This is a genomic window from Flavobacterium sp. S87F.05.LMB.W.Kidney.N (genome assembly GCF_004366435.1).
In the GTDB taxonomy this organism is placed as follows: domain Bacteria; phylum Bacteroidota; class Bacteroidia; order Flavobacteriales; family Flavobacteriaceae; genus Flavobacterium.
Genome location: NZ_SODX01000004.1, coordinates 267032 through 286399 on the forward strand (window position 1 = coordinate 267032; position 19368 = coordinate 286399).

14 protein-coding genes are annotated in these 19368 nt (G+C 34.4%); 10 read left to right on the forward strand and 4 right to left on the reverse strand.

The genetic code is table 11. The annotated features are described in order from the left end of the window. Nucleotide 1 precedes the first annotated feature (1 nt). From EDB96_RS13745 to EDB96_RS13765, 5 genes are all read left to right on the forward strand, one after another. Nucleotides 2-475 carry a Dps family protein gene (locus EDB96_RS13745; RefSeq protein WP_057118089.1) on the forward strand — a complete coding sequence of 158 codons (474 nt, stop codon included), beginning with the start codon at nt 2-4 and terminating at the stop codon, nt 473-475. A gap of 6 nt (nt 476-481) precedes the next feature. Then, complete coding sequence (locus EDB96_RS13750; RefSeq protein WP_134141377.1) at nt 482-1147, forward strand: YoaK family protein; 666 nt, start codon at nt 482-484, stop codon at nt 1145-1147. Between the two features lie 52 nt (nt 1148-1199). Further along, the gene (locus EDB96_RS13755) at nt 1200-3470 is read left to right on the forward strand and encodes a histidine kinase dimerization/phosphoacceptor domain -containing protein (RefSeq protein ID WP_134141379.1); all 2271 of its coding nucleotides are present in this window, start codon (nt 1200-1202) and stop codon (nt 3468-3470) included. Nucleotides 3471-3478: 8 nt separating this feature from the next. Then, nucleotides 3479-4840 carry a sigma-54-dependent transcriptional regulator gene (locus EDB96_RS13760; RefSeq protein WP_134141380.1) on the forward strand — a complete coding sequence of 454 codons (1362 nt, stop codon included), beginning with the start codon at nt 3479-3481 and terminating at the stop codon, nt 4838-4840. A gap of 162 nt (nt 4841-5002) precedes the next feature. After that, nucleotides 5003-5620 (forward strand): TMEM175 family protein, encoded by a 618-nt coding sequence (locus EDB96_RS13765; protein WP_134141382.1) that lies wholly within the window; start codon nt 5003-5005, stop codon nt 5618-5620. 1 nt (nt 5621) lies between these two features. On the opposite strand, the gene EDB96_RS13770 is transcribed toward EDB96_RS13765, so the two are convergent. The 3 genes from EDB96_RS13770 to EDB96_RS13780 all read right to left on the reverse strand — a co-directional run bounded on the left by EDB96_RS13770 (nt 5622) and on the right by EDB96_RS13780 (nt 9949). Beyond that, complete coding sequence (locus tag EDB96_RS13770; protein WP_134141384.1) at nt 5622-7211, reverse strand: sigma-54 interaction domain-containing protein; 1590 nt, start codon at nt 7209-7211, stop codon at nt 5622-5624. Nucleotides 7212-7675: 464 nt separating this feature from the next. Further along, on the reverse strand, nt 7676-8539 hold the full coding sequence (locus EDB96_RS13775) for a polyprenyl synthetase family protein (RefSeq protein WP_317126473.1): 864 nt from the start codon (nt 8537-8539) through the stop codon (nt 7676-7678). 12 nt (nt 8540-8551) lie between these two features. Then, nucleotides 8552-9949 carry a lipocalin family protein gene (locus tag EDB96_RS13780; RefSeq protein ID WP_134141389.1) on the reverse strand — a complete coding sequence of 466 codons (1398 nt, stop codon included), beginning with the start codon at nt 9947-9949 and terminating at the stop codon, nt 8552-8554. A gap of 387 nt (nt 9950-10336) precedes the next feature. Here EDB96_RS13780 and EDB96_RS13785 point away from each other — a divergent pair, with 387 nt between their 5' ends. Both EDB96_RS13785 and EDB96_RS13790 read left to right on the forward strand, forming a co-directional pair. Continuing rightward, the gene (locus tag EDB96_RS13785; RefSeq protein WP_134141391.1) at nt 10337-12781 is read left to right on the forward strand and encodes a TonB-dependent receptor; all 2445 of its coding nucleotides are present in this window, start codon (nt 10337-10339) and stop codon (nt 12779-12781) included. Between the two features lie 40 nt (nt 12782-12821). Next, nucleotides 12822-13928 (forward strand): PepSY-associated TM helix domain-containing protein, encoded by a 1107-nt coding sequence (locus tag EDB96_RS13790; protein ID WP_134141393.1) that lies wholly within the window; start codon nt 12822-12824, stop codon nt 13926-13928. 195 nt (nt 13929-14123) lie between these two features. Here the strand turns inward: EDB96_RS13790 and EDB96_RS13795 are convergent, their stop codons facing one another. Then, nucleotides 14124-15146 carry a hypothetical protein gene (locus tag EDB96_RS13795; RefSeq protein WP_134141395.1) on the reverse strand — a complete coding sequence of 341 codons (1023 nt, stop codon included), beginning with the start codon at nt 15144-15146 and terminating at the stop codon, nt 14124-14126. A gap of 199 nt (nt 15147-15345) precedes the next feature. Here EDB96_RS13795 and EDB96_RS13800 point away from each other — a divergent pair, with 199 nt between their 5' ends. From EDB96_RS13800 to EDB96_RS13810, 3 genes are all read left to right on the forward strand, one after another. Continuing rightward, nucleotides 15346-15861, forward strand: a complete 516-nt coding sequence (locus tag EDB96_RS13800; RefSeq protein ID WP_057118100.1) for an RNA polymerase sigma factor — start codon at nt 15346-15348, stop codon at nt 15859-15861. 50 nt (nt 15862-15911) lie between these two features. Then, a complete protein-coding gene (locus EDB96_RS13805; protein WP_134141398.1) occupies nt 15912-16811 on the forward strand; it encodes a FecR family protein in 900 nt (299 codons plus the stop codon). Nucleotides 16812-16895: 84 nt separating this feature from the next. Then, nucleotides 16896-19346, forward strand: coding sequence for a carboxypeptidase-like regulatory domain-containing protein (locus EDB96_RS13810; protein WP_243839344.1), 2451 nt, complete (start codon nt 16896-16898; stop codon nt 19344-19346). Nucleotides 19347-19368 lie beyond the last annotated feature (22 nt).

The window sequence follows — 19368 nt, forward strand, 5'->3', positions numbered from 1 at the left end:
AATGAAAGCAAACATCGGAATTAAACAAGAAAGCATTAACAATGTCGTAGAAGTATTAATTAAAATCCTTGCAGACGAATTTATACTTTACACTAAAACAAAACGAGCACACTGGAATGTTGAAGGGCCAGATTTTTACAATAAACATCTTTTTTTCGAACAACAATACGATGCGATCGACCAAATTGTAGATACGGTTGCGGAAAGAATCAGATCTTTGGGTCATTATACGCCTGCAACTCTAAAAGATTTCTTAGCGCTTACGCATCTTTCAGAAGAGTTACAAGAGAATAATGACAGCAATGGCTTTATTAAAGAATTGCTTATTGATCACGAAAGCATTATTGTTTATCTGCGTGAAAACATTAATTTAATTGCTAACGAATTACAAGACGCGGGAACCAGCGATTTTATTACAGGTCTTGTAGAAAATCACGAAAAAATGGCTTGGATGCTTCGTGCTCATTTAAAATAATAAATTATGGAAATGCAAAAAAATATCTGGTACGTAACCCTGCTTCTCACTATGATAGCAGGGTATTGCGACACTGTAACTTTCGTCGCAGCCGATTCGATTTTCTCGGCACACGTTACGGGCAACTTTATTGTCTTCGCATATCAAATCATTAAAGGTTCTGATGCCCACGCGTGGATCAAATTGCTGACCTTTCCAGTCTTTATCTTTGCCGTAATCGTTGGCGGAAGAATCGCTTTAAAAAGTGTAAACCATTATACTATCTTATTCTGGGAAGGGATCGTACTGGTTTTGTGCGGTATCGCTTCTTATGTTTTTGGTTATTTGCAAATATTTTCAGAATGGGCAATTTATATCGTAGCCATGACAACCGTTTTTGCAATGGGATTACAAAATGCTTTTGGAAAATTATTTGCTAAGGAAACGCACGGCCCTACAACGATGATGACCGGAAATGTAACACAAGCTTCGCTGGATTTAGGAAACCTTATAAAAAACGGTACAAACGATGCAGATTCGCTGTTAAGTTTTAAAAAGCAACTCGTTACTATTTTAGGATTTCTTACAGGCTGTTTTCTAGGAGCTGTTGCCGGAAAGTTTTTCGGACTGGGAACTTTATTGATACCAGGTCTGGCCATGATTATTTGTTACTGTTACCACCGCAATAACTAGACAAAATTAGATAAGGATTTGCAGATTTCTAATAATAGATTACCTTTAAAAAATGAATAATACCACCATTTTTTCCTTTAAAAACTATGTACGTTTTTTATGTACTCTATCATTATTTTTATCTGCAAATCCTAACTCCATTGCGCAGTCCAAAGAAGATCCAGTTGTGTTAAGAAAGAAAATTACTTTGGCCGGCAATGACAGCAAAAAAGTCGAATTGCTTTTGGCTTTAAGTAATTATTATCTTACCAAAACAGGCGAATTTAAGGAAGATCTTGACAGCGCATCTGTTATCAATCTAAAAGCAAAAAACCTTAGTAACTCTTTAGGTTACAAACTCGGAAAAGGAAAAACGATACTTTTAGCTGCACAAATCGCCAGAGAAAGCGGCAATTCCAGAAATGCACTCAAAAACACCCAGAATGCTATAGCTTATTTTGAAAAAAATAACATGCCAGAACAGCTTGGAGAAAGTTATAACGAACTGGCGATGCAATCTGAAGGCGACGAAAAAGCAAAATATAAAGAAAAAGCTATTGCATTATTCAAAAAATCAGGAGCCCGAAAAAAACAAGCTACGGTATTACAAGAACTTGGCGAATACTACAGCACAAGCGAAAATCCTGATAAAGCAGAAGCTATTTCATTAGAATCTCTTGCGCTTTATAAATCCATACATTATAAAGATATACAGGGAATTTGTAATATTCTTGCCGAAATTTATACACAAAAAGGCAATTTCCCAGAAGCCTTAAAATATGGACTTTTAGCAGAAAAAACTGCTATAGCATTAAACGATAAAACCTTACAGCTAAGTTCTATTTACAATCATGTAGCTTTGGTGTATTATTACCTCCGCCAGAATGATAAAACTGAGGAATACTGGCAAAAAGCTCTTAAAATTGCAACACAATATAAGGATACAGAATATGTACGAACAATTGCCGACAATTTGAGTTCATTATATATTCGCCAGAAAAAAGAAAACGAAGCCCTGAAACTCATCAAAGAAATGCAAGATCATTATCCAACCTCAAATATTGAGCGTATAATGACCGAGAATTATCTTTTATTTAATATTTACCGAATTCAAAAAAATGCCAAAGCAGCAATTTATTACAAAAAAATGGCCGATTACTATGGTGACAATGCCGATAGAAACGGTAATACTTTTGCTGTTTTAAGAAGTTTTGCAGCATATCACTATCAGGTTAAAAACTATCCTTCTTTTTATCGAAACATTAAAAAATTAGATTCAATTGCTGCGGCAATGGGAAATAATAATATTCGTTCTGAAAGTCATAATATTTGGTTTAAAGCCGATTCTTCACGAGGAGATTACATCAGTGCGATTAAGCATTACCAATTATACAAAAGCCTTTCTGATTCGGTTTTTAAAGGAGAAAAAAGCAAGCAGATCAGCAGTTTGCAGGTTGAATTTGAAAGCGAACAAAAAGATAAAAATATCGATCTGCTTAAACAGCAGGCAAAAGTACAGGAAATTCAAATTCAAAAAGATACCGTAATTCGTTATGTTTTTATAGGCAGTGTGGTTGTTTTGATTCTTTTTTTGGCCGTTTTGTACAAAAGCTTCCGCCTGAAAAAAAAGAAAAACGAACAACTCGAAATCAAGCGTCAGCAGATTGAAGCACAAAACGAACTGAACAAAAAAATGCTTTTGGAGAAAGAATGGCTTTTAAAAGAAATTCATCATAGAGTAAAAAACAACCTTCAGATTGTCATTAGTTTATTAAATACACAATCGGCTTATCTGGATAACGAAGATGCTTTACTGGCAATCCAAAACAGTCAGCACCGAATGCACGCCATGTCGCTTATTCATCAAAAATTATATCAATCTGATAATCTCGCAAATATAGATATGTCATGGTATATTTTTGAATTGATCAGTTATATGAGGGAATGTTTTGATACTGATACCAAGATCAATTTTGCTTTAGAAACTGAAAAAGTATATCTTGATGTGGCACAAGCAGTTCCGCTTGGATTAATAATCAACGAAGCGATTAATAATGCGATTAAATATGCTTTTCCAAAAGACAGAAAAGGAAAAGTAACGATTGAACTTAAAAATACAGGCGAAAACAACTATAAACTAGTAATTGCCGACAACGGCGTTGGACTTCCTGAAAACTTTGAAGATACGGAAAGAAATTCGCTGGGAATGAACTTAATGATGGGATTGACCGACCAAATTGATGGAGAGTTTGAAATGAAAAACGACAGCGGACTGACAATCAAAATTACATTTACAAAAAATACAGAATTTGAAGGCACCGCTGATGATTCTGAAATAATATAACTTAGATAATGAAGGAGAAAATTCTAATTGTTGAAGACGAATTTATTGTAGCAAATGATTTAAAAATCATGCTGAAAAAAGCGGGTTACGAAATAACCGGGATTGCTTCTTCTGTGGTTCAGGCGAGAAAATTGATCTCCGAAAAAAGACCTGACTGGGTTTTATTGGATATAATGCTGAAAGGCGACCTTACTGGAATTGATCTGGCTTGGGAACTGCGCGAAATGCAGCTGCCATTTTTGTACATTTCTGCCAATACCAATCAGTCGACTTTGGAAGCCGTAAAAGAAACACATCCGTATGGATTTATGGTGAAGCCTTTTCGCGAACGCGATCTTGTGGTAATGCTTGACATTGCCAAGTACCGCTTTGATGAGGAAAAAGGCAGTTATGCAGATGTTTCTGTCCCTGTTACAGAAGAAGAAATCGAAGGCATTATTGGCAGCAGCGACTTGATTAAAGAAGTAATTGAAAAGATTAAAATTGTAGCCCCAACAGAAACTTCAGTTTTGATTTTAGGTGAGAGCGGTACTGGAAAAGAACGTGTTGCACATGCAATACATGATCTTTCTCATCATAAATCGAATTCACTTGTAGTGGTAAACTGCGCTGCTTTACCACAGTCCCTTGTAGAATCTGAACTTTTCGGACATGAAAAAGGCGCTTTTACGGGAGCCAGTACCTTAAGAGTTGGAAAGTTTGAACAGGCCGATAATGGCACCATTTTTCTAGATGAAATTGGCGAACTACCTCTCGATTCTCAAGTAAAACTGCTTCGTGTTTTACAGGAAAAAGAAATCCAGCGTCTGGGTGGAAATTCAACCAAAAAAATCAATGTCCGAGTTATAGCCGCTACCAACAGATCGCTGGAAAAAGAAGTGGCAGAAGGTCGTTTCCGTCTGGATTTATATTATCGCTTAAATGTTTTTCCAATTGAATTGCCGCCCCTAAAAGAACGCAAAGGCGATATCGCAGCACTGGCTGATTTTTTCCTTAAAAAATATGCAGCAAGTGCCAGGAAAAATGTTACAGGAATGAGCCCTCTAGCTTTGCAGCAATTACTAGATTATGACTGGCCGGGAAATATCCGCGAACTAGAACATTTAGTAGAAAGAAATGTACTGCTGACCAAAACAAACGAAATCGAAAAATTTGATCTTCCCTCAAGCACGGATGCTAATCCTCTGCAAGCCAGCATCGGCAAAATGAAATCGATGGAAGAAATGGAAAAAGAACATATTATGAATGCATTGCAGGCCTGTAATGGAAAGATTTCCGGGATTGGAGGCGCAGCCGCGTTATTGCAGATGCAGCCGCAAAGTTTATATTCTAAAATGAAAAAATTAGGTATTAAGCAGGGGTATAAATAATACTGTGAGCGGGATCTAAACACAAAGACCGCAAGATATTACACAAAGTTCGCAAAAATTTAATCTTAGTTTTTCGTTTCGATCGAAGGGAGACTCCGATGAGTAGCAAAAAGACAAAGCAAATCATCACATATAAAAAAAATCAATTTGTAAATTCTAGCTATGGAAAAAGAAACCGTAAGAATCGAAGGATTCAGTGATGCTGTTTTTGCTATTGCAATTACCCTTTTAGTACTGGAGCTGCGTGCACCTGAAGCTAATATCGTAAAAAATGGCACTCAATTACTGGATTTCCTACAAGGCGAGTGGACCACTTATTTGGCTTTTACTCTTTCTTTTTTTAGCATTTTTATTATGTGGGTCAATCACCATAAGATATTCAAACAGATTTACAGTCGTAATACAGGGATTATGTTTTCTAACGGATTGATTTTGTTTCTAGTTTCGGCTGTTTCTTATCCAACGGCTTTGCTCGCTCGCTTTTTTAACAGTGAAGCTTCGAATATTGCGGTGGCCATATATACCGGAATTTTTGTACTGATCAATATTTCATATAATCTTTTATGGTACAATGCAAGTTCAGACAAAAAACTACTCCGTCCGGGAATAACCGATTCTGCCATCAAAAAAATCAGGAATAATTACCTGTACGGCTTCCCAACATATTTAATTGCTTTTGGCGTTTCATTCCAATTTCCTTCTGTTGCGTTGGCAATTAATATGCTTTTATTGATATTCTGGGCATTTTCTTCGGGGAAAATAAAAGTTATTCAGGAATAAATCAGCTCAGGAAATGTTCTTTTTTAATACCTAATTTCTGCATTCGCGAAGCTAAAGTTGTCGAAGGCAGGCCTAGTAAAACTGCAGCACCCTGAGGTCCCGAAATCCTTCCGTTGCATTTTTTAATTACTTTTAAAATATGCTCCTTTTCTACTTCCTGCAGGGTTTTGGTAGAAAAATCAACTGGAGCGATTGAAGATTCCAGCGTAAAAATCTTCGGAAAAGTCATTTCTTTTATTACCTCTTCTTTGGCAAACAAAATACTGCGCTCGACCATATTTTCGAGTTCACGCACATTTCCAGGCCAGGCATTGGCATTCATTTTATTCAGCACTTTTTTAGAAAAGCCTTTTACATTTTTTCCAATTTTCTGCGAATGTGTTTCTAAGAAAAAATTCCCTAAAACCTCAATATCTTCGGGACGTTCGCGCAATGCAGGAAGTGCAATTGGAAAAACATTTAACCGATAATATAAATCACTTCTAAAACGGCCCTCGGCAACTTCCTTTTCCAGTGATCGGTTTGTTGCTGCAATCACACGCACGTTAATTTTAAAAGGTTTTCTGCCTCCAATTCGTTCTACTTCTTTTTCCTGTAAAACGCGAAGCAGTTTTCCTTGTAATGCCAAAGGCAGTTCTCCTATTTCGTCCAGAAAAATGGTACTGTTTTCGGCTTGTTCAAATTTCCCAATTCTAACATCTGTGGCTCCGGTAAACGCGCCTTTTTCATGACCGAATAATTCGCTTTCAATTAAATTTTCGGGTATTGAGGCACAATTTACTTTTACCATTCTTTCCTTCGAGAACTCAGACAATTTATGAATGGCATTAGCAATTAGTTCTTTTCCTGTTCCTGTTTCACCAAAAATTAAAACGGTAGATTGCGAAGGCGCGACTTGAGAAATTAATTCATAAACTTTTTGCATGGCTTCACTCTTTCCGACAATTCCCTGAAAACCTTCCGTATTCGAAACGACAGCTTCTGGTTTTCTTTGGCTTAAATTCTTTTGCAAAAGTTTTAGCTGTGATACATTGCTTTCGTAATCCAATGCCATTTTTATATTTCTAACAGTAATAGACAAATGTGTACCGATGCCACGTATAATTCGATTGGATTCTCGGCTAAATGCGGCAGCACTTTTAAATAAAAGAAAAAGGACATTTTGACTTCCTTTTAAATACGGAAGGCAAATTCCAATTCCGTTTTTAAAATTTTTATTGTTATTAGATTGGAGATAATTTGGAAGTTTATTGTCTGTTATTGATTTTAAATCAAAAATGACTGTATCGGCAGAATTCATACAAAGATCAAAAAAACCGTCGTTTAAAGGGTACTTTTCATCTGAATCAGTTTTATATTCTGAAAATTGATAGAAAATTTGATAATCATTTTCGTCGTCATTAGAAGAAGCCAAAATGAAATCCTCAAAAGCAAGATACTCTTTTAAAACATCATTTACAAGAGTATGAAATTCGCTTTTCGATAGCGCCTCCGCAAGTGTTTTGCAGATTGACAATACAAGAAATTGTTCTCTTTCTCTCTCCTGCAATCTGTTTAGCAGTATTGCATTCTTATCGGCCTGCTTTTCCATAAGGTTTTGGTGTGATATTTATTGGTAACAGCGTAAATTTAAGAAATAGCCTTTATGAAATAACTATGAATTCTTTAAATAAAATATTTTTGATCCATAAAATTACGATATATCGTATAATTCAAAAATATCATAACCTATATAATTATAACTCGATTTACATACCAAAAAACAAAAAGAAGCTGATTATGGAGTTTACCTTAATTAAATTTCTAGGAGAATTATTGCATTCTGGATAATGTGAAATATTACCCAGTAGGACATACCATTTCCTATTAGATAATTTGGGTTTAAATAATCAATAAAACTGGATCTTTCTGAAAGGACAGTCCGCAATTATTGCTCTTCAGGTAAATTAGAAGGAGCTTCATAACTGAAATAGTCAAAACCAGTAACTACTTTTCATAATAAAGCCATCAAAAAAATAATGATTTGACGGCTTTTTGAATTCAATATGAAGTAAATTAATCTTTTTGCAATATAAACCAGCCAAAGGCTCGTAATCTTACTTTATAAAATGAATCAGGAACTATAATGTCTATTTTTTTCCATGCTGCTTCAATAAGATCTTCAGCCTCTTTTGCACATGCATCAATAGCACCACAACTTTGCAGGACATTAATTACAGATCGTATCACTTTTTCATCTGTAGGCATTGTTTGAATTGTTTTCCAAACATATTCACGTTCATCAAAATTTAGTAAACCCATTGCCTTTGCAACCGGCATGGTAATTTTTCCTGCTGTAATGTCTTCTCCTTTATCTTTAAGATTATTCTCAAATCCTTTTAAATTTAGCACATCGTCCATTATTTGATAAGCCATACCTGCAGCTTCGAAGTAATTACTTATTTCATCTATTTCTTCAGGTGTTCCATTTCCTATTATTCCTCCAATTCGTGCTAATGTACAAGCTGGTGCTGCTGTTTTTAACCTGTGAATGGTATAAAGTCTTTTTTCGAGTGCTGTACAATCTCCGGTTCTTACTGCCTCGGGCATAAAGGCGTGAAGACCACTAATATCAAGTGCCTGTCCTGCATGTGCGGCACGCATCATTTCAAAAAAAAGTTGATAAATTTTCAAGCGGATTTGTTCTGAAATTTGAGAATCACCAACAACAATATCTCCTATAAAATAACATGCATTTCCAGCATTTATTGCTAAAGGTTCGCCATAAATATGATGAAGTGTTTTACCTCCTCTGCGTTTCTCAGATTTATCCTGAACATCATCTACTATTAGTGAACCTGTATGTATTAACTCAGGCATTGCCAACAGATTTATAAACGGCTGCGAGTCACCTCCAACACTATCTATACAGGCAAGCAATACATATGAACGCTAGGATTTTTTATTCCTGTCAACAATTTCCCGAACAGGTTTAACAACAGAGGCAACATATTGTTCTTTATCTGCCTGACTAAAAAAATTAACGCCCAGCGGGCTATTAACTAACTTGTAAAACTCATCATCTGTTGGGACTAAGGGCAGCAGATTTTCTACTGTTTTCTGTGTAGTTTTACCAACTGCTTTTAAAAAACTTTCAATAGTTTCATTAGCATTAAACCCAGCTATTTCTACATATCCTAGGCCTTTAACCTGTGTATGCATAAAATTTCCAGAAGCGTGGACACATCCTTCCCAAATTGCCGGCAATGAGAGTGCAGTTATAAATTCCTGTTCAGGAAAATCAGCAGTTATAGTAAGAGATACATTGTAGTCAGGCATTTCTAAGTTCCAGGATATTGGATAGGAGACAAAAGTTTTAGTGCTTGTCCAATAATCTTTGGGAGAAAATGAGTAATTATCAATACTAATTCTCTTACCATCTTTATTAATTATAACCGCAGTACCACCATCATATTCACCATTCTTCGTATTATCAAAGAGATCATATACAGATAATTGAAATTCATTATCCAGTTGCAGTGATACCCAATTCCATGCCATATCTTGTTTGAATTCTAGAGCTTTAATTTCATCACCTGGTTTACTAAATTCATGATCATACCAACCACTGCCTTCTACCTCATAAATCTCGTTCCCTATCCTAATCTCACCAGTAACTCCACATTTTGGAATAAAATAATAAAACATATCTTCACTTTTACTAATACCTGCAATACATCCATCTTCACCATGCTTTATTGGTTTTATTAATGGAATAAACTGAAGTTTGCATTCTACTTCTTTCAAAGAATTGTTAAGTCTTAAATGATATGTATCGTCTTTGTCTTTTTTAAAAGAATTTTCATCGTATTCAAGTGAAAACTCCTCTACACCAATCGTCGCAGGCTTCTTAAGCAGCCTGTCGGGCAGTGGCACATTCCCTTTTTCATACAGTTCTTTTAATGCACGGTAAAAAGGTTTATGAATTAAATCTTCTTTTTTATTAATAACTTTTATTGATTCTGCGGGCATGGATTGATCAACGAGTGAATCACTATAATATTTACGGGCATCTTTATCAGATAAAGACCAAATTACAGAATGTGCGTATGTCAAATCTCCTGTACGTTCATCTTTTAAAGACATTCTAAAAAAGGAAGCAAATACAGAAAACTTCCTGCCATCTTTAGAAGATAAATGGCAGTTTTGATACCACCATTCTATTATGGATTTATTGTGTGGAAAATCATGAATCTTTAAATCAATTGGTCCATCTGCAGGCCATGTAGAAGGGTAAGGATTTAAAATAACTTTGGAATTTTGGGGCTGTAAACTCATTTCATTTTTCATATTGCTCTATATTAATTATTTATAAAAAATATTTACTTCAGCTGGAAAGTATCTCGATAGCAGAGACTGTATAAGAAATTGAATGTTATGCACAGACTGAAAAAATTTAAAGTCGCCTATCTTTTATAAAACACTTTAAATAATTTCAAATGAAATTTTTGTAAGAATAAAGTTAATATAATTAAATTAGATGAACAAGAGTATAATTAACATAATTTACTGTAAAACAATTATTTAACAATCAAATTACAACTTTAAAAATGACATGTGTTTTTTTATATAAAACCAGTACGCAAAGAAAAACAAAGAAAATAAATGACTATTTTACAATGTTATTTGTATTTAATCTAAATAAACATATATTTGCGGTCAAAATAAATAACCGCCATGAAGTTTATATTCTCCCTAATGCTGTTAGGCCTCTTTAATATTGGCCTCGCACAAAATGCTACAATTACTGGAAAAATCATTTCCGAAAATAATGAAGCTGTATCTTATGCTTCTATCTCAATCAAAACCCTTAAAAAAAACACTGTTTCCGATGATAAAGGAAATTTTGAAATCACAAATCTTGCTCCTGGAAAATACACTGTTTATTTCTCGGCAATGGGATTTACAGGGGAAGAAAGAAATGTAGAATTGACTGAAAATCAAAATCTTGATCTTTCAATTATTTTAAAGGAAAACGTTAACACTTTGCAGACGGTGGAAATTACAGGACGTAAAGAGAAATCGTACCGAAATACAAAATCTTTTATTGGAGCAAAAACAGAAATTGCTTTAAAAGATTTGCCGCAAGCCGTATCTTACGCAACCAAAGAATTAATAGCCGATCAGGGTTCCATACGCGTAGGCGAAGTGGTTAAAAACTTCAGCGGGGTAAGCCAGTTTACTTTCTATGACGATATCTCAATTAGAGGTTTTAGAATAAACGGAGGCAGTAACACTCAGTTGCTGAATGGTATGCGAACGTCTACAGGATTTTGGAAACAACCGCTTGCCAATTATTTGGAACGTGTTGAGGTTTTAAAAGGACCATCTTCTGCTTTGTTTGGAAATGCTTCTCCTGGAGGAGTTATCAACAGGGTAACCAAAAAACCTTTGGATCAGGCTGCTAACAGCGTGAGTTTTTCTACCGGAAGTTTTAATACTTTGAGAGCTTTAGCCGATTTTACAGGTCCGTTAACAGAAGATAAATCGCTTTTATACCGATTAAATTTAGGTTATGAAAATGCCAATTCTTTCAGGGATTTACAATTCGATAAAAATATTGTGCTTGCTCCTTCCCTGTCTTTCCTTCCAAATGACAAAACAAGTGTCAATTTTGATTTGATTTATACAAGTTCGAAAAGTATACTAGACCGCGGACAATCGACATACGAAGACAATTTGTATTCTACTAAAATTTCAAACTCCTTAAATTCTACTAACGATTATTTAAATGAGGAAACATACATTGTAACAACTTCACTAAATCATCAATTTACAGATCGTTTGTCATTTTCTGGATCGTACATCCGTACAGGTTATACAGAAGATCTTTTAGAGCATCGAGGTGCCAATAAATATGCATCTGCAGGTGACGGAACTACTATTCCGACTTCTATAGAAATGCAGGTTTTTATGCGTAAACGTAAACGTTATATCGATAATCTTTCGGCTTTCTTTAAATACGAAGCCAAAACTGGAGCATTAGATCATAATCTAATTGTGGGTTACGACTATGCACAGGAAGAAGTACCTGCTGGAGGATCTCAGCTGCAGGCTACAGGATATAGAAATGCATCTAATACTGGATCAATTGCCACGTATAACCCTGCGAATAAAGCTAATTATTTATTGGATGCTAAAGGAAATCCAGTGCCAAACGTGGCTCATTTTGATCTCACAAACCCGTCTGCATCACAGCAGTTAAAAGACATGAGCAAGTATTTTTATGCGGCTCGCCCTTTTGATCCAACATTTTATTCTTTGTATGGAGTGTATCTTCAAGATCATATTAAGTTTGGCGCTTTTCAGGCATTAATTGGAGTGCGCTACGACGAATATACCGATAAAGAAAACTACAAAAAAGCTGCAGAAAAGAAAGTCAAACAACATTCGTTTTTACCGCGTTTTGGACTGACTTATACTCTTAATCCAAACATTAATTTGTACGGAACTTACGTAAAAGGTTACAACCCTCAGACAGCTTCTTCTTTATCAAATCCAAATGCGGGCGGACCTTTTGATCCGTTAGAAAGTAATATGATTGAATTTGGAGGAAAATCATCATGGTTCAAAGAAAAACTTTTTGTAACGGTTGCCCTTTTCAAAATTCAGCAGAAAAACACGCTTTATCCAGCAAACGATACTGCAAATCCAGACTTAATGCGCGCAATTGGAGAAGAAGAATCTAAAGGTATTGAAATTGATTTGAATGGAAATATCACACGAAACTGGAGTATTTCTGCTGCTTATTCGTATAATGAGGCTGCAATTACTGAAAGTCCGATTGAATCTGAAATTGGAAGACAAAAACCAAACACGCCACGCCAACAGGGTAATTTATGGACACGTTACAATTTTACAGACGGAGCTTTGAAAGATTTTGGACTTGCATTTGGAACTAATTTTGCCACTACACGTACATTAAGCCAGACCGACACTCAAACCTTGCCAGGCTATACTTTATTTAATGCGGCATTATATTATAACATTAATAAATTTAAGATTCAGGTAAATGCCAATAATATATTGAACAAAACGTATTGGGTTGGCGGTTACGATTTTATCCGTTTGTTCCCTGGTGCGCCGTCGAACTGGCTTTTAACATTGGGGTACTCTTTTTAAAAGCTTTAATTATATTTGGAAAATATTTCCTTCCTCATACATGAATAAAACATTTAAAAAAAATATTGGATTTTTACATTTATGGCTCGGACTTGCGTCCGGGCTTATTGTATTTATAGTCGCACTTACAGGAAGCATTTTAGTTTTTGAAAAAGAGATTGATACTTTTGTCAATCCCGAATTTTATGAAGTTTCTAGTATTGGAACAAAGAAATTGCCAGTTGACATTTATGTCAATGCCATCAGGAAAAAATATGCGATCACAGAATTAGAGCGTATTCAGACTTATCAAGATCCCAAAAGAACTGTAATTATTTCTGGAACCGATGCCGATAAAAATGAACAGATTTTCTCTGTAGATCCATACACTGGAAAAGTTTTGGGCCAAACTACGGAAAAAAGCAGGTTTTTTTCTGTGGTATTGAACTTACATCGTCATTTAATTTTAGGTGAAGCCGGAAAATTTATTACAGGCTGCAGTTGTCTTATTTTTGTTTTTCTGCTCATTTCGGGTCTTATTTTATGGTGGCCGAAAAAAATGAAAAATCTAAAGCAGCGATTAACTGTAAAATGGAGCGCTTCTTTTAAAAGAGTCAATTGGGATTTTCATTCCACATTTGGATTCTACAGTTTTTTGTTTCTTCTCACAATATCGCTTACTGGATTAACATGGTCTTTTAAATGGTTTGAAAGCGGTATTTATTTATTCGCAGATGGAACCACAAAAAAACCTTCTGCTAAAGTTGAAAACCCAACAAAAGTTGATCCTAAATTGGATAAAACCTATTTCTATCAAAATATATTCTCAAAAACTGACAGTATTTATAAATACAAAGGAGATACCCAAATCAGAATTCCTTCTGACACGATAAACAGTATCATGGTCATTAAACTAAATCTTGAAAAATCTATACCGAATATTTCGAGTATGGCTTATTTTGATAAATATACAGGCGAACTTTTAAAAATAAAACCTTATGAATCGTTTAGTAATGGCGATAAAGTAAGGCGTCTTATTTATCCCATACATACAGGAAGTATCTATGGTTATCCAACCAAAATTCTAGCTTTTTTGGTTTGTCTTTTTGCGGCGACACTGCCTATTACAGGTTTACTGATATGGCTGGGAAAGAAGAAGAAAAAGTAACCCTTTTTTTTAACTACTCACTTTTTTAACGCAAAGAACGCTAAGGTTTTTTTTTAAATAAGGTATGATTAAAAAGTTCACAAAGGTTTGTATTGAACAATGCTTTGCGAACTTTTTAATTATATAAAACCTTGCGAACCTTGCGAAAAACCTTTGCGCTCTTTGCGGTAAAAAACCACGCATTTTAATAGTAACTTATTTTTTCTGAAAGTACAGATAATCAGTTGTAGTACCTACATCTCTTAATCGGATCTGAGAATTATTAAACTCAAATAATTTCCAGTTAAAATTCAATTTTCCAAGTAATTCACTTGTAAAATGCATCTTCAGTTCTCGTACTCCATATTGGACAGTACTTTCCCATTGACCGGTTTCGTAAACTCCTCCTTTACTAGCCACAGCAGATTTATCACTTTTAAAAACAAAAGAGTAACCGGTGTAATTTGAGGTTTTTACGGTATCATCAAAATAATACGGAATTTCCCAAGAACCGTTTGTTAGGATTTGCTCAAAATCTAATGTTACAATATTATTTTCCGGACAATAATCGATGGCATATTTAATAGCATTTTCGAACTCTAAATTATTGGTAATCGATTTTGTCTGACCGTTGTAATCTGCTATCGTAATAGGATATCGTAAAGAAATATACTGACTCTCGTTTAAATTTTTAATAAAATTAAAAAATGCCTGATCGCTTATAATCGATTGTGAACTTGCTATCTGACTAGCGCTGTTGTAAATATTAATTGTTATAGGATAATTGATTTTTAATCCATTAATTTTAGATAAAAGATCTGGATAAAGGTTCCAGTAATCAATCAAAGAATCAAAATCTGCCTGATTGGGAATCAATTTTTCAATGTAATTATAGTATACCATAGTTACAGGAAAATCGATTTTCACAATATCCTCATCATAATTACTGGCATTGATATTATCTACAACCTTTTGATAATCGGCAGTTGTATTAACTGCAATCTGCTGGTTGTTTACAGTAACCGTATAAGGGAGTTTTATAGTACAATAGCTAGATCCGTCGATAACATTATCCTGAACGGTCTGTACCATTGCAACTCTCTGCAGATATGTAGTCAGCGGGGAAGCATTTGTAATTGTTCCCTGTGAATTATTATTTTCTTCATCTGTTTCACTTTGACAGGAAAACAGCAGGAACAGGAAAACTGCGAGTGATAAATATTTTTTCAAAAGGAACATATTTATGTTTTTACAAAGGTAATAAATTTTAAGAAACTGTTTTTTTTAATAAAGTAACAACAAGGATTTCAGTATGTTCTTCTATACTAAATTATCAAAAGCCGATACCATTTTATTCTTCTATTAAACAATCGGCTTTGCTTTTACCCTACTTCAATTAAAAACAAATACTTTTGCGTCGTACAAACTGAGAACCTACATGCCAGATAAAAACCAATCCAATACTTGTGATGAAATAATTTTTTCGTCTTTCTTTAAAAGTCATATCAAAGCGCTTCGGAATTTTCTTTTATACAAATTTGGCAATGCAGAGCAAGCAGAAGATGCAGCCCAGGAAGCATTCGTAAAACTTTGGCAGAACTGTGCTTCAGTGCCGTTAGAAAAAGCCAAATCATACATTTACACGATTGCGAACAATACTACTTTAAACCAAATTGCACATCAGAAAGTTGTTCTGAAATATGAAAAAAACTTTACAGGTTTAGATAAAACAAATCAAAGTCCGGAATATCTTTTGGAAGAAAAACAGTTTCAAGCCAAACTTTTAAAAGCCATAGAAAACCTAAACGAAAAACAGCGTACTGCTTTTTTGATGCATCGAATCGACGGCAAAAAATATAGTGAAATTGCCATAGAACTCAATATCAGCGTAAAGGCAGTAGAAAAACGCATTCATTTAGCCCTTTTAAGTTTACGTAAAGAAATTGATATCTAAAAAGTAGGGTAAATTAAGTTCTAATTGTTTTAATTAAATAATACGATAAAATGAAAAAAGATCGCTTATTAGCAAAATGGCTCAACGATGATTTATCTCCAGATGAATTGGCGGAATTTGAGGCGAGCCCTGATTTTGAAAAATACCAAAAGATAAAGAAATATACAGCTCATCTAGAGACAGATGACTTTGATGAAAATGCTATGCTGTCTAACATTTTAAGCCAGAAAAAACCAGCTCCAAAAGTTGTTCCGTTATACAGAAAATGGATGTTTCGAGCTGCTGCTATATTTGTCCTCGCGTTTGGAGTTACATTTGCGATGAAAGTTTTTATGTCTGAAACGGAAACTGCAGAGTTTGGAAAAAAGACCACTTTTTCACTACCCGATCATTCTGAAGTAGTGTTAAACTCCGGCTCTGAAATAAACTATAAAAAGTGGAACTGGGACAATAACAGACATCTTGAATTAAAAGGAGAAGCGTATTTCAAGGTTGCAAAAGGAAGACGTTTTGAAGTGCAAACAAGCTTGGGAAAAGTAACCGTTTTAGGAACACAGTTTAATGTTAAAACCAGAAAAAACAGGTTTGATGTGGTGTGTTACGAAGGGCGTGTAAAAGTAAATTATGCTTCGACCGAAATTCTACTAACCCACGGTCAAAGCGTGAGTTTTGAAAACGGAAAGCAGGTTAAAATGACTGTAAATTCGTCGAAACCCGAATGGATGAACAATCAAATATGCTTTTATCAAGAAAACATACAAAGCCTTTTAGAAGAGGTTGAAAGACAATACAATATTAAGATCGAGTTAAACGCCAAAGACACGATCTCTTTATTTACAGGAAAGTTACCTGCTAAAGACTTAAATACAGCTTTGCAGATTATCAGCACAACGTATCATCTAAAAGCCAAAAAAGTTTCAGAAAACAAAATAATTTTTGACGAAAAATAAATGCTCCGCCCCAGACAATTTCATTTTTTGTTTGTTCTAATGCTTCTTGCCCTGAATCTTTCTGCTCAGGACAAGGGCAAGTTAATGCCTTTCAAAAAAATAATACTTGATATTGAAAAACAACACGATGTCAATTTTAATTACACGGAGGATAACATTGCTGGACTGGAAATCAATCCTCCAAAAAGATCCCTTTCTTTAGAACAAAAACTGGAATATCTGGGTAAAAAAACGCATTTATCTTTTGAAAATATTGGAAATAAATTCATCAATATCTATAAAAAAGATAATGCCACAGAAATGATCTGCGGCTATGTCATTTCAGCAGCAGATAAAAAACCTATTGAAAACGCAAATATCAGTTTGCCTAACAAAACTCAGTTTGCAACCGACTCAGAAGGTTATTTTGAATTTGCTAAAGAAGACAAAAGTATATTTACAATTAGTCACGTAGGATTTATATCCAAAAGAATTTCAGCTGGAAATTTAGTTTCTAAAAATTGTCCCCAGATATTGCTGGAACCTGAAATTACAGAACTGCACGAAATAAAAGCCAATGCAATTTTAGCATCAGGAATTTCGAAAAACAACAACGGATCGTTTGAAATTAAACCTAAAAAATTTGGTATACTTCCCGGACTTATCGAACCTGATGCTTTACAGACTATGCAGCAGATTCCTGGTGTAAATAGTCTTGACGAAAGTGTTTCCAGTATTAATGTTAGAGGCGGTACACACGACCAGAATTTATTTTTATGGAATGGCATCCGAATGTTTCAAACAGGGCATTTTTTCGGTTTGATATCTGTTTTCAATCCCAATTTAGCCCATACAATTTCTATCTATAAAAACGGAAGTTCTGCGTTTTATGGCGAAAGTGTATCAAGTGTTGTGGCTATTTCATCTACTGCTGAGACAGCAGAAAAAAACTCGTTTAGTGCAGGAATTAACATGATTAATGCTGATGTTTATGCCAAATACAATCTTTCTAAAAAAAGTTACATTGAAATTTCTGCCCGTAAATCGATCACTGATTTTGTTGAAACTCCTACTTACAAAGAATATTTCAATAAGGTATTTCAAAATACAACCATTACAGATTTTTCTCAAAATCAAAACGTAAATTATCAAAGCGACAAAAAATTTGGTTTCTACGATGCGACACTCAAATATGCCCAAAAAATAGGAACTAAAGATCAAATAATACTCGATTTAATTACTATAAAAGATAATCTGGAGGTTTTTCAAAGTGCCACCGTTTATAACACCAATAAATCAGAAGAGAATGTGCTGCGCCAGCAGAATTATGGTGGAAATTTGTCATGGAGAAGAAACTGGAACAGCTTCAATACTACAAAAATTAATTTCTACAATTCTTCTTATGAACTTCTAGCCAATCAGAAAACTACTTTAGGAGATCAAGTTGTCATTCAGGAAAATACAGTTAACAATAACGGAATTAACTTAGAAAACAATCATATCATTAATTCTAATTTTAGTTTTAATGAGGGTTATCAGTTCAATGAAATGGGTATCACTAATTTGGAACAGGTAACAAATCCAGACTTTTACCGTAAGGTAAAAGACGTGCTTCGAACTCATGCTTTAATTGCAGAAGGAAAATATAACGATACAATTTCCAAAATCTATTTTAAAGCTGGAATGCGGATTAATTATATTGAAAAATTTAAAAAATACATTGCAGAACCTAGAATACAATTTGCGTACGGCATCAATAAAAATGTAAATCTGGAACTTTTGGGCGAGATCAAAAGTCAAAACTCCCAGCAGATTATTGATTTACAAAAAGATTATTTTGGAATTGAAAAAAGACGCTGGATCATTTCAAATAATACTACAATTCCCATTCAAAAAAGCAGACAGTTATCTTTAAATTTATTTTATAAAAAGAATGACTGGCTTCTCGACATTGAAAATTTTTATAAAAAAGTAATAGGAATCACCACTTCCAGTCAGGGTTTTCAGAACCAGTTAGAATTTGTTCGAACTACTGGAGACTATGAAGTTTGGGGAACAGAAATGCTTATTCAAAAAAAAATAAATCAATTTCTAACTTGGTTTAGTTATACGTACAATGAAAACAATTATCATTTTCCAAATTACCAATATCCTAGTTTTCCAAATAACTTTGAGCTGACCCATACTTTATCATGGGCTGGAATTTACGAGAAAAACAATTTCAAAATTGCTTTGGGGACAAAATGGTCTTCTGGCCGGCCAAAGACCTCTCCAGATTTTGCCCAAATAGATCCTTCAGATCCTGTTTTGTTTTATAACAAACCTAATAATACCAATCTGCATATTTTCTCGCAGGTTAATATTTCTTCAACTTACAAATGGGAAACATCAAATGGAATTCAGTACAAAATAGGAATTTCAATCTTGAATATTCTCAACCGTAAAAACGAAATCAGCGAATATTATAGAATAAGTTCCCTAACAAATTCTATAGAAGAAGTTGATACTTTTTCGCTGCAACGAACTCCAAACGTGAGTTTTAGAGTTTCTTTTTAATTCTATCTCTACAAGGGTTTTA